Below are 16,124 nucleotides of genomic sequence, written 5' to 3' on the forward strand. Positions count from 1 at the left end.
CTGAGGTGCGCCCCGGCCGTGTGGAACCAGGCGCTCGAGGCCGCACGTCCCCCCGTACATGCTGATCGTCCTAGGGATACTCTTCGCCGTCGCGCCAGCCGTCGTCTGGACGACGATCGCCCGCACCCGCCCTGTCGGCTTCGCGATCGGCGGCACGCTGCTTGCCGGAGCCAGTCTGCTGATCAGTGTCCAGCAGGGCTGGATCGACGCCCCTAGGCCCGACGCCCATCTCGTGTTCACGGCCCTGGCGCCTGTGCTCATCGCCTGCGGCGCGGGACTGGAGGGCCGGCACGAGAACTCCCCTCCCCCGGAATGGATTCCCCGCCGCAACGGAGCGATCGGCTTCCTGGGGATGCAGTTCGCCCTCACCCTTGTGGCCGGCCTCCTGTACGCGCTGATCATCAGCGAAGGCTCGGAAGCCCCGCCGTCCAAGGCCCTCCCCTCATTGCCGCCAGGCATCAGCCTGGTCAACGAAGGCACCAGCTGCGGCTCCGGCGGCTGCTGGCGCGTCGCGACGGTCACCAGCCGGGACGGTCTGTCCCGCCCGGAGATCATCCGCGAACTGGGTCTCCAGCAGGAGAGCTGCCGCTCCAACGGCTGGCTGCTCGACCGGCGTGACCTGTGCGTCGGAGCCAGGGACAACGGCAAGAACGTCACCATCTACGCCGGCTTGGGATACTGAGAGGCCGTTTCCGGTCGGGTCACGGTGGTCCTCAACGAGGACCTGTGACAAGCAGCGTGCCTCACTGGTGACAACCAGGCTGCTTCGACCGGTCTCCTATACCAGCTCAACCAGCTCTGCCTGTGACAACTGTCGTGCTTCGGCACAACCCAGCAAGGACGGCTACGGAGCGCCGGACGTCGTCCATCGCCTCGCGCAGCTGGTCGGTGACGTGCCGGGCCTGCTCCGTGGTGAGCACTGGCTGTAATGGTTCGGCGGCGTCGCCCTGGTCCTCGCGGTGCTCGCGTAGGAAGTGGTCAGAGTTGGACGATGAGGAGGGCGGTGTCGTCGTCGGGGCCGTTCTTGCGTGGCTGTAGGGCGGTGAGGAGGGCGTCGGCGAGGGGTTCGGGGCTGAGGTGGCCGTGCATGGCGAGGTGGTGGGTGAGGCAGTCCAGTCCGGTGTCGATGTCCTGGTCGCGGCGTTCGATGAGTCTGGCTTTGTTCACGAGTCGTGGCTCTGGTCCACTTCTTGTGGTGCGGTAACACGCTGTTCTCTCTCGGGTCGCCTGCTGCGATGATCACCTCATGTTTCAAGCTGGGGGGACTGGGCCTGTCATGAGCGAGTGGTCGCCGGAGGTGCTTGAGGTCCTGGAGGCTTCGGGATGGACGGCGGGCAGGCGGGTCGACACGACCGGCTGGCGGTCCATGTTCGAGGCGGCCGACATCGTCATGCACGACGCTGCGGAGAGGTTTCTCCAGGAGTTTGGAGGGCTGAGCGTGAGCATCGGCGGCCCGGGAGTCAACCGTGCCCGGGAACCATTCGAGCTGGACCCGGAGCTGGCATGGGGAGAGGATGACCGGTTCTCCGAGTGGAGCGATTCCTTGGGGAGACGTCTCTTCCCGCTCGGCGAGCTCGATCACGGCCGATTCTTTCTCGGTATCGATGAGGACAGTGAGATCTACCTGGTTGCAACCTGGGTCGCCAGCTTCGGTCCGATGCCGCACGCCCTCGAAAATCTGATCCTCGGCGTGATGCCCCGCAGGATCGACGACGATCACCGGCAGTCGAATCAGGCCCGCTGACATGGTCATTGGGCGAGCAGGACGCGCTTGCGGAGGAGCGCGACCGAACATCTGGCGCTTGAGCATCCTGATCCGGTTGACATGGCCCTCGACGAGACCGGAGTTCCACGGTTGGGAGAGTCCGGCGACGACGGCGTCAAGGTCGCGTTCGAGGTGGTGAGCGAACCGGCTGAGACTGGGCAGGTTGGTAGCTGCCCTGGCTGATGTGATCCACTCCGGCAGTTGGTCGCCTTGCAGGTCGGTGACCATGTGGGCGAAGGTCCGCACGTGCTTGGCGAGGACGTCCAGCTCGGGGCAGTTGGCCAGCACGGCCTTGAGCTGAATCCGGTCCCTCTCGACCAGGGCGTCCGGGTGGGTCAGGAGCCAGCGGGTCACGGCGCGGGCCGATGGCGGCCGGGGTCCGACCGGCTGGGGTTTGCCGCGCAGAGTCCTGCTCACGTAGTTGCGGACGTTGCCGTAGCCGTCCGGGTAGCCCTGCTCTCTGATCTCCTCCCACAACTTCCACGCGTTGGTGCAGCCTTCCTGCCAGCGCAGGTCGAGGTGGGGCTTGTAGGCGTCGAGCTTGGTCGCGCGGCTTTGCCACTGGCCGGTGAACAGCTCCTCCGGTGTGGCGGCCCGGGAGAAGCGCAGGATCGTGTTGAGCGTCATGCCGAACTGCCGGGCGACGGACCGCTTGCTGTGGCCGGCCTTCAACAGCGCGTGGATGGTGGCGTGCTTGGCGCGGGTACGTTCGGCGAACCGGTGGCCCGTCGGCCAGGGCGATGACGCGGCCGGATCCGCCTCCTCCGGTGGTTCATCAGACGGTGCTGGTGCCGGGCGCAGGCAACCGCGGTGTCGGTAGACGCACTTCTCGGCGGCTTCGCCCAGGTTGTGCCAGAGGTGCCACCGGTCCGCGATCTGTATGGCCTGTGGGGCGCCACGGGTCGCGCCCTCGGCGAAGAAGGGGGCTCGGTCGCGGCAGACGATCTCAATGCCGGGCCGCTCGGCGAGCCAGGCCGCCAGCGTGTCCGCCTCCCGATCCGGCAGAAGATCGATCGGGCGACGCGTCTCGATGTCGACGAGGACAGTTCCGTAGATGCGGCCCTTGCGCTGGGCGTACTCGTCCACGCCGACCACGCGAGGCGCCGTGACCGGAGGATCGGGCAGCGAGGCGATCAGTCTCAGCAGGGTATTCCGGCTGACCGGCGCCCCGAAGACGTCCGCCATGCGAGCCCCGGCTCGGCCCGCGAGCGCGAGGCCGATCGAGATGAGCGTCGATCGCAGCCGTTCCGTCCGTCGGCCGAACCGGCGAGTGAGCCCCGGCACCTGCTCGACGAAAGTCTTGCGCAGACAGGAGCCCTCCGCGCAGACGAACCGGCGCACCCTCAATGCCACCACGACGGACCTGCCCGCCGTCGGCAGATCATGAGGAAACCGCAGATAGGAGCCGTGTATTCGCCCCGACAAGTACCCGCAGCCAGGGCAGGTCGCCTGCCGAGCAGTGCTCAGGGCCTCGATCCGGACGACCATGTCGGTTGCCTCGACCGACTCCACCAACACGTCCTCCAGCGAGGAGAACAGCAACTCATCAAGTTCCGGCCGTACTTGCTTCACGGCGCAGCACTGTCGGCCACAACGCACACCGACCGGGCGATTTTCGGGCTATCTCAGCCAGCCTCACGAGGAGATCGACAGTCACGCTGCGTACGCGACCACACGAAGTGGACCAGAGCCTGGAAACGGACACCACTTGTCGGTGAGTTTCGACAGCAGTAGCTGCCTTGGGCTGTGTGAAATGTCGGTGAGATTTGACACCACCTGGCCTGGGTGAGGTCCGGTGTCTGGCCGAGCCGTAAACGATGGACCTCAGCGCCTGTGTGATCGATGATCGGACCGTGGAGAGAGTCATCGATCTTGATCAAGCGGTCGTCGAAATTGCAGAGCGTCGACGCCGGTGGGAGGCCGCAGGATTGGCTGTCGGGCCTGTCAGTTGGCGTGACGAAGCAGCTTCTTGGCCTCAGCAGCTTGAGACGGACCGCTTGCGAGTGGAGGACCCCGATTCAATCGGCGTCCGTATCACGGGGCTGGCAGAGACCGAGCTTTGTGTGGTGCTGTTCCGCGGTGGCTGGGCCGATGTCGACTTCATCGCGAGCATCGATGATGCCGGTGTGCTCCCTGCCCTGGACGTGGGTTCACCGCAAGCCTTCGGGAACCTCCTTGACCGTTGCGTGTCCAGGGTGTTCGGTCCTTCCCAGTAGCGCCTTCCTCGGTGTCGTGATGGTGGCCGTCGGCCGGCCCGCGGCACCTGTCGAGGAAGGGCCGGCTGTCGTCAGTCTGCGGCCTCGGCCTGGATTACTGACTAGGAGCGAAAGCGTGACCACCGAATTTCCGCTGTGACCGAGCGCTTCACATGCCGAGTGAACGCAGTACCTGGCGAGCTGAGCGTTCAGTCATTCGCCATCAGCCAGGTGAGGTGCTCGCCAAAGCCTTCCTGGTCAGCGACCCGGGGACTGCGCCTGTACGAGCAGACGACGCACTGCCCGAAGCCGACCCGCCCCCGCATGTCCAGGCCCTGGACACAGAAGGTCTCGTACCCACACACCGGGCACTCCTCGAAGTCGTGACCGTCCGGATTGTGCCTGGGGTCGTACTCGTTGGGGTTCTCGGCCGACTCCGCACGGCGCTTGGCCTCTTCATCACCGATGAGTTCCAGTAGAGCGCGTGCCTGATCGGCAGACCGCGCATCCTCGCCCTGGGCCCGTTCGTCATCGCGGTCAGACTGGGCCGCAAGGAGCGTTCTTAGGGCCGGGTGGTGGTCGAGAGCAAGCAGGGCGTGGACGTGACGGTGCTGCAGGCGCCCCGTTCCGCTTCCATGGCGGGCCAGACCGCTGACGTTGAGCGCATCGGTCAGGAGGGCTACGTCGATCCGGGTGTCCCAGAAGCCTTCGGGCGCACCATTTTCCTTCTCCCACCGGGAGCGGACCTCGGCTTCGCGATCAGGTATGACGCACAGGCCCGTCGCGGGGTCAGGCGGAATCTTCTCGGCGATCAGCTTCAACAGGTGCCTCGCAAAGTGCACACGGCCCTCGCCGTTCGCTTCCTCTCCTCGCCACTCCGCTGCGACGATCGCGGCCAGGGCGTTGGACAGCGCTTGGTCGTAGATTCCTTCGTGCCCGGCCTCGGTTTCCGCGGACAGGTCGACGCTGGTGAACTCGGAAAAAGGGTCCGCGTCACTCTCCTGTCGGAGCGCGTTGAGCATCATCACCGCGCACTGGCCGAAGTACTCGGCCCGGCGATCGTTCGGAAGGTCGTTGTCCGACTGCATGCGCACATCATCCTCCGGAGCGAGGCCATCGCTGCGGCGAGCCTCGACCACCCCGGCTTCGTCACCGCAGAGGCGGACTCGCCGCGCGAAGACACCATCACTATCCAGTCCCACAACCAGGTGCGCCATCCCTTGGTCCTGGACGTCGACCGCGGCAACGCCCTCGCCCCGGAAGACCTGTCCACCCCGGCCGTCGACGTCGCTCTCGCCGCCGACAAGCTGCTCGCCGGCGACCCGAGCGACTCGGAGCGCGCCTCAGCCGAACTCCTCAACTACATCGTGGCCACCTGGGACAAGCAGGACCCTCCGCTGCGCAAGCACGCCCAGGCCGTCGCCCGCACCCTGCGGACCCAGTAGGAGGGGATCCGCCCATGCCCGCATCCACGGCCACCCGGCGCGCGTACCGTGAGGGGAGGACCCGCCGGGAGGACCAGATGAGCGCGCAGCCCGACCACGCACCCGTCACGCCGTACGCCCCCGCGCCCGGGGCGCCGGCCGAACTCCTCGCCCAGCTGCGTGCCGACCGGCGCGCAGCGCAGTGGGTGCCGGCCTTCGAGAGGGAGTGGGCGGCCGCTCTCGAGGAATCGCAGCGCACGTTCTCCCTGGCCGGGCTGTACGAGGTCATCCAGGACTGGCAGGGCCGACTCGCCCACGCCCCGGCGGTCGACGCGTTCGTCGCCTCCGGCTACGACGACAGCGAGGCCATCGACATGGCGGAGCTGCGGGGAAGGCGAAGGCGCCGGTGAGCGGACAGCCGTACGCGGTCCGTTTCTCCGCTCCGGCCGCCAAGGTCCTCGAAACCCTGCCCGAGCACGTTGAAGACACCGTGTGGGACATCCTGGGCGCGGCCGCCGGCGCCCCGTGGGCTTCGGCCAGTAGAACGCGGACGACCTTGAGGGCGAGGACGTGCGCTACGCAGCCGTCGGCCAGCTCTCCCGTACCTACTGGGTGAACCGGCCGCTACGCCGCTTGACGGTCCTGAACATCGTCTGGCTCGGGTAGCCACCCTTGTGACAACGGCCCGACCCCGGCATTGCAGCTGCCGGGGTCGGGCCGTTTCCGATCGTAGCCACGGCCGTATCCATCCGGGCGGCAACGCGTAGCCGCCCGGAGAGTCACCGGTGGCCGCGGGACCGTTCCGCACCGAGCTGGACCTCACGTCGGCACTCACGGCAGTCCGGCAAGCCACTCACGCGCCGGCCCTCCCCCTCCGCCCACCTGAAGCCGCACAGCGACAGGAACGCATCCTCTGCGGGCTCGGTGGCGTGAGAGCCGTGGCCCGGCACGTTCCACGTAACCGTCGTGCCGCCCTCGTAGGGAGCGCCCTCCGGCCACTCGTACACCGCCTCGCTGGTCGTGCAGCGCATCCGGAGGTCGGGCCCCTCCCACCGGGCGCCACACCGGGCCTCGGTCGCGGCGTCGACGGCGTCGGCCAGGCGCTCGAAGGACAAGTCGTAGTCCTCCATGTGGCGCCAGCTACCCGGCTCCTGCTTCCGCATCAGCTCACGGAACTCCAGCAGCAGCCGCTCCAGGTCGTGCCGCCCGACCCGCAGGGTGTCGGTCGCGTCGTCGTACGCGTCGTCCGGGGTGATCTTCACGGGCATCGCACTGCTCCTTGTCCACGCACGCTGGTGGGCCCGAGTGTGCCGGGAACTCGCGGAACGCGGGGCCGTGTTCACCCGTTGCCACCCGGGCGGCAACGCGTATCCACGCGCAGTAGTCACCCGTTGCCGCCGTGCCGGGTAGCGTGCCCGGAACTGATCGGGTCCTGGGGTGGGGAGTGGCGATGCGGTTCGCACGGTTCGATGAGCACGGCCCGCTGACGACGATCGAGCTGGGGGCGCTGCGGTCGTTGAACGCGGCGGTCTTGACCACGCGGTACGAGTTGCAGTCGGCGAGCGCGCTCTGGGACCGGCTCCAGAGCGGCGGTGACGTGGCCGACATGCACGAGGCGAACACGACGTTCCCGTTCTACGGGCAGGCCGTCCAGGAGATCGCGAGCGGAGCGGCCGCGTACGAGCGGCACGTGGCGTTGACCGCCTGGCGGTACACGGCTGCGGCGGTCGTCCTGGGCGTCACCGTTCTGGAGCGCGTCGCGGAGGCGAAGCCGCCCCTGACGGCCAAGACGGTGGAGGAGCTGTGCCAGGAGCCGACTTTGGGCCGCCTGCGCGAGGCGCTGTCGGTGCCGGTGGCCGACCTCCTGCCCGAGCGTCCGCACTACAGCGTCATCCCGAACGAACGCGAGGACACTGCGCGGCGCTGGGCCAAGGTGCGTGACGGCGTGGACGACGCGATGGACCTGGTCCTGGAGATCGCCGCAGACGAGGAAGCGGCCCGCCCCCGGACCAAGGAGGAAGCCGCCGGCTGTCTGCTGACCGAGCGCTGCCCGCCCCACACCGACCCGGTGTACCACGGCGTCCTGGAGCCGCTGTTCCGGCTGGCGGAGGAAGTCCCGTTCGACATCGACCGGATCATCAGGAGCAATTGATCCCCGGCGCCACGGCTCAGGCCGGCGGCGCCGCTCCGGGCAGCTCCCGGCGAAGTCCCACCATTGCTGGATGGTCCACACGGCGACGCTGGATCGGTCAGGAAGCCCAGGGACACGCAAGCGGAGGGACGCTGGCCCGTGGCTCCGGCAAGCAGCACGACAGCATCTTGCCGGGGCACGGCAATGACTCGGAGCAAGGTTCATGTCAGGCTCGGGGACATGGGGCTCAGCTTCAAACTTCATGGGGGCATCGCAGTCGGCCTGGGAGCACTGTTTCTCGTGCTCGCCGGACTTACGTGGCTGCCGGGGACCTTGTCAGTAGCAGGCTCAGGGCGGCTATCAGTGGCGATCATGGTGTCACTTTTCCCCATCGTCGTTGCTGCACTGGCACGCGCTCTTCTGAGGCGACCGGACCGACACTCCATGTGGCTGGCCGTCCGGTGTTTGCCGACCACGGTGCAGGCTGTGCTCGTGACGCTGTTCATTTCAGGCATCCTGCTGACCCTCAGCGGACACGGAGCGGGAAACCTGCAAGCAGCCGAAAAGAAGGACGGCCGGTACTTCGCCTTCAATACGACTCCCAACGAACGCGGAAAGATCGAGATCTCCCGGAGTCAATACCTGGACATCCTGGAGAATGATCAGCGCAGCATGTTCGCCATCTCAGGCGTGCTCTTCATCGGGGCCGCCTACAGCGTCCTCGCTGCCGGCGAGCTACGTCGCGCAGAACTCAGGCCCTCCTCGTGACCGGGTCCAGGCGGAGCGGCCAGCGGCCCATCCATTACAGACGACTGCCTGCAGGGCTGAGACACGCGATCCAACAGCCTCTAGGAAAGGGTGCGCGAGCAAAGGCAGTTCGTAGGCTGTCTTTTACCTGGCTTCCTATCACATCCGGGCTCGTGTTCTACGTGATAGCGGTGGCTGTCGCCATCTTCGACCAGGAAGCCGGATACACCCCTTCTTTGGCCATCGGCAGCATTGTCATCTTCCTCTGGCTGCTGGGGTGGAACTCCGCTATATACTTCACAGAATCTCATGTCTCTGTAACTAACTTTCTCGTTGATGGGCGTCGTGGCTTTTTCATTGGGTGGGCGTCATCTGTTTTCACTGGCCGAGGGCCGGGCTGTGATGGGTAGTTGGTGTTGATGGTGTCGTCTGGTCGGTGAAGGGCGTTGTCGTTTGGGCGGCTGGGATGGATGACGCGTGTGTGGGGCGGGAGTTGGAGGGTTTTCGGGCTGGGGGAGTGAGGGTTTGGCTACGCTCGGCTGGTGCCTTCGTTTGCGGCTGATCCGCGTCATAAGCGTCTTGTTGCTGTTCTTGTGCCGTTGCTGCGCCGGTCGTGTCCTCCTGGTGGGGGTGGCTTTGGTGGGTCGTACGAGCTGCGCCTGACTGTTGATGAGGCCGAGGTGCTGGGTGGTACCGATCTGATCCGCTCCGCGATGCGCAAGGCGGCCCGGTCGTTGGGCTGGTCGCGGCTCCAGACGTTCGGCGGTTCGTACCCGCAAGTTGCTGTCGCGGGCGTCGTGGATCAGCGGGAGGTCCCGGAGGAGTTCGCCGGGGTGGTTGAGGACTACCGGATGGGGCGCATGAGGGCCTCGGCCGAGGTGGTCTCCCAGACCATTCAGGATGGTAGGCGCCGGGCGGTACCGGGCTCCGTGTACGTGACGACACAGGAGTTCCGTGCGGCCTTCGCTGCGGCGGAGGGCGTGCCAGAGTGAAGCGTGAGCGGGCCACTGGGCTGCTCCAGGAGATGATCAGGCGCCTGGAGCAGGGCGGCTGGCCGCTGGGCCTCGTGGACGAGGTGTACGTCTTCGGGTCGTACATCCGTGGGGCGCTTCATCCGAACGACGTTGACGTTGTGGTGGAGCACGGTACGGACGAGCAGTGGCTTGGAGAGTCGCTGTACGCGTCGATCAACGGACGTGATCCGTACGTGAGCATGCGGCAGGCGCTACGCGGCTGCACTCGCGGAATCTCCTTCCAGTTCCGTGGACGTGACGCTCTGCGCGACGAAGGTTTCGAACTGCTCCTGGTGTGGCGCAAGGGCGAGCCCTTTTCACTGGCTCGTGAGCGGCTGTCCTCTTTGAAGGAGGACCCTTCAGCGGGCACGGCCCCGCGGGATCACATGCTGGCAGCGTTCGAAGGTCTGGAAAGCCCTGTACCGAGGCTGGCGAGGATCGAGCTGTTCAACCGCCATGCGGCCGGCCGCGTCAGCGTCATGTCGTTGACGCTGCGCGAGGGCGAACCGACAGACGAGGAGGCCGCCAGGCATGTGAGGTGCCGCTGGGTGGAGACGAGCCCTCTGCGGCGGGCCGCGCAATGCGCGCTGGTGACGCTCGAGCATGAAGGCGTCGACCTGGACGGTGTGGTGCTGCACGGGAAGCCGCTGTTCGGCCGCGGTCAGCCCAAGCGCTGCTTCGTCGACCTCGGCTGGAACAGCTTCCGGCGTATGGGACACCTGCTGGACCGAGGTCTGAGCTGGTTGGAGGTCATGCGTCCTCACGTCACCAAGCCCATGGATGCACTCTTCATCCAGCCGCGCCGCGGGTGACACCGAACACCATCCGATCATGATCGCCGGGCTGTCGACAACACCGATGCGGCACGTTTTTCTCGATTGTGTGTGGGCGCACGGTGTGTCGGCCTGAGTACGGCTTGGCGTGGACACCACCCGCAGAACGAACCTCGATGCATCGGGGGTGAGGGGTGGTGCCCAACGGGACTTGCGCCGACGTTGAACAGCCATCCGAGCGGCCGCCGCGTCCAGGCCGGGAGGACGCGGTGGCACGCCTGCTGGCACTGGACCACAGAGGGGAACTGACCACCACGTATGCACAGTTGGTCGCCACGACGCTGGGCGTGTCCCTGCGGACGGTGTGGAACTGGGTCGCTGCCGCTCGACAGGAGGGACGCCTGACGCCGCACCGCCCATCACGTGCTGCAGTCACTGCCGATCTGCGCACCCGGCTGGTGGTATGGGGCGGGAACGTGGCTGCCCTCCACCGAAAACTCGTCGCTGAAGCAACCGCCGCTGCCAAAGACGGGCGTGCCGTGCCTTCCCTGCGCACCTTGCAGCGCGCTGTCCGCCAGGATCTCTCCGCGGGGGAAAGGGCGGGGTTGCGCTCTGGTGAGGCAGGCCGTCGGCGTCATGACGTGTTCGGGAAGCGGCCGCCGACGCATCGCAACTCCTGCTGGGAGGGTGATCACAAGCGGGTCCCGGTGCGGGTGGACGTCGAGGGGCAGGCGGTGTGTCCGTGGGTGACGTGGTTCATCGATGTCGCGACGAAGGTGATCGTGGGGGTGGCGGTCACTCCGCACGAGCCGGCCCGTGACGCAGTGCTGGCTGCGCTGCGGAGGGGTATCAGCCGCACCGATCCATACGGGCCCTTTGATGGGCCGCCCGGCAGGGTACGGGTGGACTGAGGCAAGGAGTTCCTGTGCCGGACGGTGTCGCGGGCGTTGGGCGGCTTCGCGGTGCCGGTGGAGGACCTTCCGGCGTACACGCCCTACCGCAAGGGCACCGTCGAGGCGCTGAACGACGCGGTGGAGGCAATGTCCCTGGTCTCGCTTCCCGGTTACACCCGCCGTGCCCGGCCCGTGGGTGCTCATCGCCCCGACGAGGTGGGTGACCTGCTGTCCTTCGCGGACTTCGTCGAGGCGCTGCTGGGCTGGGTGCGCTGGTGGAACACCGGGCACCGGCCCTCGGGGCCGACGCCGACGGCGGCGTGGGAGGCGGATCCGACCCCCGTGGAGGACGTACCTGAGGAGCAACTGGCGTTCTTGCCTTGGAGGATGACGGCAGGGTGCGGAAGATCTCGACGAGCGGGGTCAGGTGGCGGTCCCGGTTCTACATTGCGCCGTGGATGGTAGGGCACGTCGGCACACGGGTTCGGCTGCGGAATCTGCCGCTACATCGCCACCACTACACCGGATGTTCCTCGTCCCCGGCGGACGATCAGCGGACACCAGGCCCAGGCGGAGATCGCCCGCGCCAAGGGGACCGATCTGGCGGCCCGGGCGCTGCCGGACCTGATCCCGCCCCGGGACCCTCCCGCAGGCTGGACCCGCCCTCGCTCCCGCCCTGCCTCCACCGCCCGGCTGCGCCCGGATACCGCGCTGTACCCCACGGCGCCGGATGACACAGAGGGCACCGCACCCGCTTCACAGACCGAGGAGTGACACCGGATGGCTACCGCTGAACGCAAAGATCGTCTGCCGGGGGAGCGGGATGACCACTTCATGCGTCTGCCCGGCGCCCAGATCGTCTCCACGCGGGCCCTGCTCACGGCGAGGGAGAACATCCGGGCCGCGATCAAAGCGAAAGCGATGATCTGCATCTACGGGCAGGCCGGCAACGGCAAGTCCTTCGCGGTGAACGCCTCGCTGCGCGACCTCGCACCGTCACTGGCGCGCCGGATCCAGTTCCGGGCCCGCCCCTCCAGCCGGGACCTGCGCCACGAACTACCGGAAGTCCGCCCGGGCGCCTGGGCAGACTTGGAAGCCAAGTGGCAGTACCTCGCTGGCGAGCCGCTACCCCGGAAGGCCCTCGCAGCACAGCGGGGCGCTCCATGATGCGGACGACCTTCTTGTTCCCGGTGCCACGCAGCGCGATCCCGATGAGCGCGCGGCAGCCGGCCGGGAGGAATCTGCCATCTCCTATGAGGAGTTCCGCGCGTGGGCCGAGGACCCGGACGCGGTGCAGGCGGTGCAGCGAAGGATCGCCCAGGTGCAGGAGGCCACGCGCCTGCGCCTTGAGCGGGCGGCCGACGCCCTCGCCACGCTCTTGCCCGATCGTCCTGACACCTCCCCGCGCCGACCGGCCGAGCGGGAACAACGCTGCGCAGCGCGCCGCCCGCGACGCCCACACTCCCGCGGCGCCCCCTTCGCCGGGCCGCACGTAAGGTCAGGTCGTGTGGCGGCCCGCACAAAGCGACCAGCGTGGGGGAGGACCGAGCCGGAACAGGCCGGGACCGCAGTGACAGTGCCGCGCCGTAGGGTGCCGGGCAAGGCCACCACGGTCGTCGCCCGCCACCCCCTACGCGACCGCCCCGACAGAGAGAGCAGATCCCGCAGTGTTCCAGGAGACGCCCATCTTCAGCCGCCTCATCGCCGAGCGCGGCGATGTCCCCGCCCAGGTACGCGGTGAAGCCGAACGCATACGCCGCGACCTGGCCCGGGTACTTCCCCAGGCGCCCGCGCCCCACCTGAGCACAGCGCCCAACGCTGGCGGACTGACGGCTCCTCCCGCCTTCCCGTAAGACAGGGAACCGGGTGAGCGACCCGAGCGGCTGCTCGTTTCGCCGGCAGGCGCCTGATGCGCCAGGAGCGGAGTGTGTCCGCGAACGGCAGGTGCGCGCGCGAGGCCCGAGGTGGTCCTGGACGCCCTGTAGTGAGTGCCGCGGCGGTAACCCGGTCGTGCCCGGCGAGGCGCAGCCGTCGTCGGCAACCGCGCTCCGGGATCAGGTGCCGGCTCGGTGCGCCGGAGCCGCTGTACCGCCTGCCGTGCTCACCGGCTCCCCTTGACGGTGTCACGGCGCGGCCGGTTCGGTTCCCTGCCGAGCTGTGCGGCGACCTGCCTGATCTCCGTCTCGCTGTAGGCGGTGCGTACACCGGAGATGCTGTACCCGGCGCGGCGGGCGAGTTCCTCCAACCCGTAGGGGCGGCTGCCGTGGAACTCTCGCCCGTAGGCCAGCAGTCGGCGGATCTCGGCGTCGACGGCCTCCTTCTGCGCCTTGAGGTCGTCGAGCGCCAGCAGCAGCGGGTCCTCCTTCAGGCCGTCGCTCGCGGCCTCCAGGTGAAGGGCGTCCTTCTTGCGCTGCTCTTCGACCTGTTCGCAGGCGTCGGTGTAGCAGTCCTCAGGGATGACGGTGCCCGGCTCGGGCAACGGATTGCGCAGCGCGGCCAGTTCTTCAATCGGATGCATGATTGCGATAATCGCAAAAGATTGCGGCAGTCGCAATAGAGGGGTGCGGGACAGGCCTGCAGACCGGGGCGCTGGGTCCGTCTCCCAGGACCTCTCGTCACGGCTCACCACGGGCGTCGTCCGCAAGACGGCCCACCTCCTGCCCGCCGTTCGTCTTCTCGCGCAACGTGCGGCTTCACCTCTCCCCGAAGCCGACAGCCCCAGTCTTGTCGCGCCGAAGGATGAAGATGTCCGGGTCCTCCGCGAGCTGCTTATCAGCGCCTGCCGGGCCGTGCCGCTGCCAGGGAGGGCCAGGTCCGCCGACGATGCGGGTGGGTTGAGGGAGCTTTCAGTCGCCAGTGATTACTGGCCGGGGTGAACAGCCTGGACGCCGGTGCCCGCGTACGCCTTCGGCGTCAGAGTGAGCAGGAACCGGCCGCTCGGATGGGCGGCTGACGGCCTGGAGGCATGGATGGCGTGGACGGCGGCCCAGGAGTGCCCGAAGCGCAGCAGTTCGGTGGCGGTGACAGCGGCGTCCGTATCGAACGCCTCGATCCGGATGAACCGGAGCCCTTTGATGTAGCTGAGCAGCCCAGGCCGCTCCGCGTCGCCGGCCGTCAGTGACAGCACCGGCGCATACAGATCACCGAGCCCGCCGGACGCCTGGACGTAGAACGCGGCAACCGCCTCGTTGAACGGATCCTTCGGATCATAAAGAGCAACGGCAGTGGTGTGATCAAGGACAACCGCGATCGCCGCCACTACGCAGCCGCCCGTGTACCGGGCGAGGCGGTGCCCAGGCGCTCCAGCAGAGCCCGGGCCTTTGCTTCCGCCTCCGGACTTGGCGCGCTGCCGAGGGCGGAGGCGAGCTCGGCGCGGGCCAACTCGGCACGCTCGGCGTATTCGGCCTGCGTCGGGGTGCTTTGCGCCAGCTCCTCGACCAGGCTGCGGATGGTCGTGCCGTGCTCGGCCGCCAACCTTGCCAGCCGGTCCCGCGCGGCCGCGCTCACCTTGATGCTTGTCTCGTCTGCTGCCATGTACCGACTCTACCGCGTTCCTCTACTCCTGGTAGAGGAACGCGTAAGCAGTGCGGCAGCAACCGGCTCACTGCCTGGCCGGGGATGTGCTGCTCCTACTGGTACAACTAGGACTTGTCCGGCCGATCATGTTGCTGGTTAGGGTGCAAGCGTGTCCAAGACGAGCGTGAGCAACGAGACCAGCAGCATGCTCTGCCTGTGGGTCGAACCGTGGGGAACCGATCACTGGATGCGTCCGGGGGAGTTCACCGTGGTGACCGAGACGGAGCCGGAGCACTCGCCGTTCAACGTAGTCGTGCATGGTCAGGGCGTCACGGTGTGGGTGAACTCGGGTAATGACGCCGAGGTCTTCGACAAGAACGGTGGCCCGGTGCCGTGTGGGCACCAGCGGCCGGCCGGGGGTGGTCCCTGAGCTGCGTCCGATCGTCAGGTTCGGAGCCAGATGATCAGGGCTGCCGCCATCGCGGTGCCGAGGAAGACGTAGCCGCGTTTGTCGTAGCGAGTGGCCACCGCCCGGGACTGCTTCAAGCGGTTGATTGCCCGTTCGACGGTGTTGCGCTCCTTGTACCGCTCCTCGTCGAAGCCCGGTGGCCGTCCCCCGCGTGCCCCTTTGCGTAGACGGGCCGCCTGGCTGTCGGTCTTCTCAGGAATCGTGTGTCGGATGCTCCGGCGCCGCAGGTACTCGCGGCACGGGCCGTTGCTGTATGCCTTGTCGGCCGCGAGGCTGTCCGGTTTCGTGCGCGGCCTGCCTGGGCCGAGTCTGGGGACGCGGATCTTTTCCAGAACCAGTTTGAACTGGGTGCAGTCCGCCCGCTGACCTGGGGTGACGATCAGGGACAGCGGGCGGCAGCGGCCTTCCGCACTCAGGTGGAGCTTGCTGGTGAAGCCACCGCGCGAACGGCCCAGGCCCTCACCTCCAGCACCACCTCCACCAGGCGGGCGACGAGGCTCTGCCATGGCGTCTCGTCCTGGTGTTCCACCTCTTCCGCCCCCTTTGAAGCGGGTTCCGGCGGCGGCTCGGTGCGGGCACCCGCCGCATGCTGATGCGCGCGGACGATGGTGGAGTCCACCGAGATGTCCCAGTCGATTTCACCCGCCGCGTCGGCCGCGGCCTGGACCTGTTGGAGCAGACGTTCCCAGGTTCCGTCGCCCGACCACTGCCGGTGGCGTTCGTAGACCGTCTTCCACGGGCCGAACCGTTCGGGCAGGTCACGCCACTGCACTCCGGTCCGCACTCTGTGCAAGATTCCGTTGATCACCTGCCGGTGATCCCGCCACCGGCCACAACGACCGTTGCTGACCGGCAGGAACGGCTGCAGCCGTTCCCACTCGGCATCTCTCAGGTCACCCCGCCCCGTGGCCACATCAACGACTCGAACACGGAGAAGTCACATGATCGGCCAGACAAGTCCTAGACGACCCGGCGGGCCAGGGCGTGGACGCCGTGCGACCCATCCGGGACCAGATCGAGCAGCGCGTGCGCGGCCTGCTTGCCGAACTCGGCATTCCGGCAGCGGCGTGACCTCTGCGGCAGACAGCCCCCCGTCAGCCGCTCCTGAACAGCACGAGCCTCCGGGCCCGCCGCCGGTGTTCCTTGCGCGGCGGCCGGGGCCGCCGCGGCTCGCTGCCCTCAGCCTGGCGGCGGGCCA

General features: G+C 67.7%; 19 protein-coding genes and 3 pseudogenes. 15 read left to right on the plus strand and 7 right to left on the minus strand.

Annotated features, from left to right (window positions below; all coding sequences use genetic code 11):
* The first annotated feature begins 58 nt into the window (after window positions 1-58).
* Window positions 59-682, plus strand: coding sequence for a hypothetical protein (locus tag ACZ7LV_RS05335; protein WP_471935854.1), 624 nt, complete (start codon window positions 59-61; stop codon window positions 680-682).
* 594 nt (window positions 683-1,276) lie between these two features.
* Entirely contained in the window at window positions 1,277-1,744 is a 468-nt protein-coding gene (locus ACZ7LV_RS05340) for an SUKH-3 domain-containing protein (protein ID WP_471936145.1), read from the plus strand.
* Between the two features lie 96 nt (window positions 1,745-1,840).
* On the opposite strand, the pseudogene ACZ7LV_RS05345 reads toward ACZ7LV_RS05340, so the two are convergent.
* A pseudogene (locus ACZ7LV_RS05345) lies at window positions 1,841-3,253 on the minus strand (ISL3 family transposase); the annotation flags it as partial.
* 365 nt (window positions 3,254-3,618) lie between these two features.
* Here ACZ7LV_RS05345 and ACZ7LV_RS05350 point away from each other — a divergent pair.
* On the plus strand, window positions 3,619-3,981 hold the full coding sequence (locus ACZ7LV_RS05350; protein ID WP_471935857.1) for a hypothetical protein: 363 nt from the start codon (window positions 3,619-3,621) through the stop codon (window positions 3,979-3,981).
* A gap of 188 nt (window positions 3,982-4,169) precedes the next feature.
* Here the strand turns inward: ACZ7LV_RS05350 and ACZ7LV_RS05355 are convergent, their stop codons facing one another.
* A complete protein-coding gene (locus tag ACZ7LV_RS05355; protein WP_471935859.1) occupies window positions 4,170-5,177 on the minus strand; it encodes a hypothetical protein in 1,008 nt (335 codons plus the stop codon).
* On the opposite strand from ACZ7LV_RS05355, the gene ACZ7LV_RS05360 reads away from it, so the two are divergent.
* Both ACZ7LV_RS05360 and ACZ7LV_RS05365 read left to right on the plus strand, forming a co-directional pair.
* Window positions 5,169-5,405, plus strand: coding sequence for a hypothetical protein (locus tag ACZ7LV_RS05360; protein WP_471935861.1), 237 nt, complete (start codon window positions 5,169-5,171; stop codon window positions 5,403-5,405). The genes ACZ7LV_RS05355 and ACZ7LV_RS05360 overlap by 9 nt on opposite strands.
* A 77-nt stretch (window positions 5,406-5,482) precedes the next feature.
* Window positions 5,483-5,794, plus strand: a complete 312-nt coding sequence (locus ACZ7LV_RS05365) for a DUF6247 family protein (protein ID WP_471936146.1) — start codon at window positions 5,483-5,485, stop codon at window positions 5,792-5,794.
* Between the two features lie 369 nt (window positions 5,795-6,163).
* Here ACZ7LV_RS05365 and ACZ7LV_RS05370 read toward each other — a convergent pair whose 3' ends face one another.
* Complete coding sequence (locus tag ACZ7LV_RS05370; protein ID WP_471935863.1) at window positions 6,164-6,652, minus strand: hypothetical protein; 489 nt, start codon at window positions 6,650-6,652, stop codon at window positions 6,164-6,166.
* A gap of 182 nt (window positions 6,653-6,834) precedes the next feature.
* On the opposite strand from ACZ7LV_RS05370, the gene ACZ7LV_RS05375 reads away from it, so the two are divergent.
* The 8 genes from ACZ7LV_RS05375 (at window position 6,835) to ACZ7LV_RS05410 (ending at window position 12,794) form a co-directional block, all read left to right on the plus strand.
* Window positions 6,835-7,536: a hypothetical protein gene (locus tag ACZ7LV_RS05375; protein ID WP_471935865.1), complete on the plus strand. Its 702-nt coding sequence runs from the start codon at window positions 6,835-6,837 to the stop codon at window positions 7,534-7,536.
* Window positions 7,537-7,755: 219 nt separating this feature from the next.
* Window positions 7,756-8,283, plus strand: a complete 528-nt coding sequence (locus ACZ7LV_RS05380; protein WP_471935867.1) for a hypothetical protein — start codon at window positions 7,756-7,758, stop codon at window positions 8,281-8,283.
* A gap of 521 nt (window positions 8,284-8,804) precedes the next feature.
* Window positions 8,805-9,254: a hypothetical protein gene (locus ACZ7LV_RS05385; RefSeq protein WP_471935869.1), complete on the plus strand. Its 450-nt coding sequence runs from the start codon at window positions 8,805-8,807 to the stop codon at window positions 9,252-9,254.
* Between the two features lie 32 nt (window positions 9,255-9,286).
* Entirely contained in the window at window positions 9,287-10,087 is an 801-nt protein-coding gene (locus ACZ7LV_RS05390; RefSeq protein WP_471935871.1) for a nucleotidyltransferase family protein, read from the plus strand.
* A gap of 230 nt (window positions 10,088-10,317) precedes the next feature.
* Window positions 10,318-10,959: a hypothetical protein gene (locus ACZ7LV_RS05395; protein ID WP_471935873.1), complete on the plus strand. Its 642-nt coding sequence runs from the start codon at window positions 10,318-10,320 to the stop codon at window positions 10,957-10,959.
* A gap of 24 nt (window positions 10,960-10,983) precedes the next feature.
* The gene (locus ACZ7LV_RS05400; protein WP_471935875.1) at window positions 10,984-11,406 is read left to right on the plus strand and encodes a hypothetical protein; all 423 of its coding nucleotides are present in this window, start codon (window positions 10,984-10,986) and stop codon (window positions 11,404-11,406) included.
* Between the two features lie 315 nt (window positions 11,407-11,721).
* The gene (locus ACZ7LV_RS05405; RefSeq protein WP_471935877.1) at window positions 11,722-12,108 is read left to right on the plus strand and encodes a hypothetical protein; all 387 of its coding nucleotides are present in this window, start codon (window positions 11,722-11,724) and stop codon (window positions 12,106-12,108) included.
* Window positions 12,109-12,608: 500 nt separating this feature from the next.
* Window positions 12,609-12,794 (plus strand): hypothetical protein, encoded by a 186-nt coding sequence (locus ACZ7LV_RS05410; RefSeq protein ID WP_471935880.1) that lies wholly within the window; start codon window positions 12,609-12,611, stop codon window positions 12,792-12,794.
* A gap of 248 nt (window positions 12,795-13,042) precedes the next feature.
* On the opposite strand, the gene ACZ7LV_RS05415 is transcribed toward ACZ7LV_RS05410, so the two are convergent.
* The 3 genes from ACZ7LV_RS05415 to ACZ7LV_RS05425 all read right to left on the minus strand — a co-directional run bounded on the left by ACZ7LV_RS05415 (window position 13,043) and on the right by ACZ7LV_RS05425 (window position 14,475).
* Entirely contained in the window at window positions 13,043-13,459 is a 417-nt protein-coding gene (locus ACZ7LV_RS05415) for a hypothetical protein (RefSeq protein ID WP_471935882.1), read from the minus strand.
* Between the two features lie 342 nt (window positions 13,460-13,801).
* The gene (locus tag ACZ7LV_RS05420) at window positions 13,802-14,200 is read right to left on the minus strand and encodes a PIN domain-containing protein (RefSeq protein ID WP_471935884.1); all 399 of its coding nucleotides are present in this window, start codon (window positions 14,198-14,200) and stop codon (window positions 13,802-13,804) included.
* Complete coding sequence (locus tag ACZ7LV_RS05425; protein WP_471935886.1) at window positions 14,200-14,475, minus strand: hypothetical protein; 276 nt, start codon at window positions 14,473-14,475, stop codon at window positions 14,200-14,202. Before ACZ7LV_RS05425 ends, ACZ7LV_RS05420 begins: the two co-directional genes overlap by 1 nt.
* A gap of 151 nt (window positions 14,476-14,626) precedes the next feature.
* Between ACZ7LV_RS05425 and ACZ7LV_RS05430 the strand changes: the two genes are divergently transcribed.
* Window positions 14,627-14,887 (plus strand): hypothetical protein, encoded by a 261-nt coding sequence (locus ACZ7LV_RS05430; RefSeq protein ID WP_471935888.1) that lies wholly within the window; start codon window positions 14,627-14,629, stop codon window positions 14,885-14,887.
* Between the two features lie 14 nt (window positions 14,888-14,901).
* Here ACZ7LV_RS05430 and ACZ7LV_RS05435 read toward each other — a convergent pair.
* Window positions 14,902-15,839 (minus strand): annotated as a pseudogene (locus ACZ7LV_RS05435) (IS5 family transposase).
* Between the two features lie 47 nt (window positions 15,840-15,886).
* Here ACZ7LV_RS05435 and ACZ7LV_RS05440 point away from each other — a divergent pair.
* A pseudogene (locus ACZ7LV_RS05440) lies at window positions 15,887-15,997 on the plus strand (phosphotyrosine protein phosphatase); the annotation flags it as partial.
* Window positions 15,998-16,124 lie beyond the last annotated feature (127 nt).

The organism is Streptomyces sp. NPDC107562 (genome assembly GCF_055657325.1).